This is a genomic window from Micromonospora sp. NPDC002411, from assembly GCF_053592955.1.
In genome coordinates this window covers 1-3,027 of sequence record NZ_JBSFBM010000530.1, presented here as the reverse complement: position 1 = coordinate 3,027, position 3,027 = coordinate 1, and the positions used below count along the sequence as shown (strand labels likewise).

Annotated in this window: 2 protein-coding genes; both read left to right on the top strand. The window is 71.1% G+C overall.

Translation table 11 applies throughout. From position 1 onward, the window contains the following. The coding region (locus ACWCO3_RS33370; RefSeq protein WP_450013925.1) for a Gfo/Idh/MocA family protein at positions 1-1,175 on the top strand (1,175 nt) is incomplete at its 5' end. Positions 1,176-1,798: 623 nt separating this feature from the next. After that, positions 1,799-3,027: inositol-3-phosphate synthase (locus ACWCO3_RS33365; RefSeq protein WP_450013924.1), on the top strand; the 1,229-nt coding region annotated here is incomplete at its 3' end.

Here is a 3,027-nt window from a genome sequence, read left to right as displayed (position 1 = left end):
TGGTCGGCTACGCGTTCATGGGCGCCGCGCACTCACAGGCGTGGCGCACCGTGAACCGCGTGTTCGACCTGCCGGCGCGGGCCCGGATGGCGCTGATCTGCGGTCGAGACACAGGGAAGGTGGCGGACGCCGCCGACCGACTCGGCTGGGAGGCGTACACCACGGACTGGCGTGATCTGATCAACCGGGACGACATCGACGTGATCGATGTGTGTACCCCGGGCGACAGTCACGCCGAGATCGCCCTCGCCGCGTTGGCCGCCGGCAAGCACGTTCTGTGCGAGAAGCCGCTGGCCAACACGGTGGAGGAGGCGCGGGCGATGACCGCTGCGGCGGAGGTCGCCCGGGCCGCCGGAGTGCGGTCGATGTGCGGGTTCAACTACCGCCGGGTCCCCGCGGTCACGATGATGCGGCAGTTGGTCGCCGACGGACGGCTCGGGGTGATTCGACACGTCCGTGCGACGTACCTGCAGGACTGGATCGTGGACCCGCAGTTCCCGCTGGTCTGGCGGTTGCAGAAAGACAGGGCGGGCTCCGGCGCGCTCGGTGACATCGGTGCCCACATCATCGACCTGACCCAGTTCGTCACGGGTCAGCGGATCAGCGGGGTCAGCGCGGTCACCGAGACCTTCGTCAAGGAGCGTCCGTTGCCGGCCGAGTCGAGTGGTCTGGCGGCCACTGTGGACGGCGGTACGGCGCCCACCGGGCCGGTGACCGTCGACGACGCCGCGGTGTTCGTGGCCCGGCTCGACGGTGGCGCTCTGGCCACGTACGAGGCGAGCCGGTTCGCCACCGGTCGCAAGAACGCGCTGCGCGTCGAGATCAACGGTTCGTTGGGCAGCGTGGTCTTCGACCTGGAGCGGCTCAACGAGCTGGAGTTCTACGACGCCACCCGGCCCACCGCGGAGCAGGGTTTCAGCCGCATCCTGGTGACCGAGGGCGAGCACCCGTACATGTCGGCGTGGTGGCCCCCGGGCCACATCATCGGCTACGAGCACTCGTTCACGCACGAGATGCGCGACTTCATCGAGGCGGTCGCCACCGGTGTCGACCCGACTCCTTCGTTCGCCGACGCGTTGCAGGTCCAGCTGGTGCTGGACGCGGTGGCCCGTTCGGCGGAACTCGGCTCCTCCTGGACCGAGGTCGAACCGGCGCTGACCGCGGCGACCGTCTGACCATCGACCATCCGCGATGACGGTGTTCGCATCGCCATCGCCCGACCGGCTTCCCGAAGCCGACCGGCGAGGACCGGCCGCGGATTGCGCCCCGCGGCCGGGACGAGGTCGGCGTCGGAGAGCGTGCGGCCGGGCCTGACGGCCCGGTGGCGCACGAGCAGGACGGTCGTCCGGTGCGACCGGACCGGGATTCCCCGGCCGCACCGGAGGACCGCCACCATCGGTGGACACCGCAGGACCTGACTAGACCGCCCGCCGTTGCCCCCACCCGTACCGCATCCACTCGTCGACGTTCGGCGGGTCGTGCTCGGTTCGGTGACCTGGTGGGCGCGGCGGCCTGAGACGCCCGGCCGGGGCATGCCAACGCCCCGACTGGTCGGATGCGGGGGAGACAGGGTCGAGACGCCGACCCGACCCTGTCTACCAAGCCCCGTCTGCCTGTACCCGGGCCGGGATCCGGTCCGGCGTCGTCGCCGCCGACGCCGACGTCGGAAACCGGTGCCGATCCGGTGCGGGGAGGGCGGACGGGGCCCCTCGACCAAGGCCGTATCTTTCCGAAACATATTCTGATATTCCTATATTTAGCGGTACCGACGGTTCCTCGTGAACGGGGAAGGAGCACCATGCGAACAGGTGTCTGGCTGGTAGGAGCGCGCGGATCCGTCGCGACCACCAGCATCGTCGGGGGGCTCGCGCTGCGGGCCGGCCTGGCCGGGCCGACCGGCTGCGTCACCGAGCTTCCCGAACTGCGCGGCCCGGCTCTACCAGCCTTCGCCGACCTGGTCTTCGGCGGACACGACGTGGCCACCACTCCGCTGTGCAAGCGCGCCGAGGCGCTCGCCGACGCCGGTGTCATCCCCTGGCGGCTGGTCGCCGCGCTCCGCGACGAGCTGGGCGTGGTCGATCAGGAGCTGCGCCCCGCGCCGGTCGGTGCGACCCAGGCCGATCGTGCCGCCGCCGTGGTCCATGACCTCACCGCCTTCCGGGAGCGGCACGACCTGGACCGGGTGGTGGTGGTCAACGTCTCCGCCACCGAGCCGGCCCCGCAACCGCACCCCGGGCACGCCGACCCGGCCGCCCTGAGCGCCGCTCTGGCCGGGCCCGGCGAGGTGCTGCCGGTCAGCTCCCTCTACGCGTACGCGGCAGTGCTCGCCGGCTGCCCGTACGTCGACTTCACCCCGTCCACCGGGCTGCGGCTGCCGGCCTTGGCGGCGCTGGCCGAGGAGGCCCGCCTGCCGTACGCCGGGCACGACGGCAAGACCGGGGAGACCCTGGTCAAGTCGGTGCTCGCGCCGATGTTCGCGATGCGCAACCTGGACGTGCGCTCCTGGTCCGGGTTCAACCTGCTCGGTGGTGGCGACGGTGCCACCCTGGCCGACCCGGCCGCGAACGCGGCGAAGGTGCAGAGCAAGCAGCGGGTGCTCGGCGAGACGCTGGGCTACGTCCCGCAGGGCGGCACGCGCATCGAGTACGTCGAGGAGTTGGGCGACTTCAAGACCGCCTGGGACCTGATCACCTTCGCCGGGTTCCTCGGCACCGGCATGCGGATGGAGTTCACCTGGCACGGCTGCGACTCCGCGTTGGCCGCGCCGCTGGTGCTCGACCTGGCCCGGCTCACCGCCGCCGCGCACGCCGCCGGGCTGGTGGGGCCGCTGACCGAGCTGGGCTTCTTCTTCAAGGACCCGATCGGCTCGCCCACTCACTCGCTGGGCGAGCAGTGGGCCCGGTTGACCGACTTCACCCGGCGCCTGCACGCCACAGTGAGCCCGGTCTGCTTCTCGAACTCCGGCAGGGCCTTCTTGATGTTCTCGGTCCAGACGTGGTTGACCAGTGTCACGCGAACGGTCTTCGA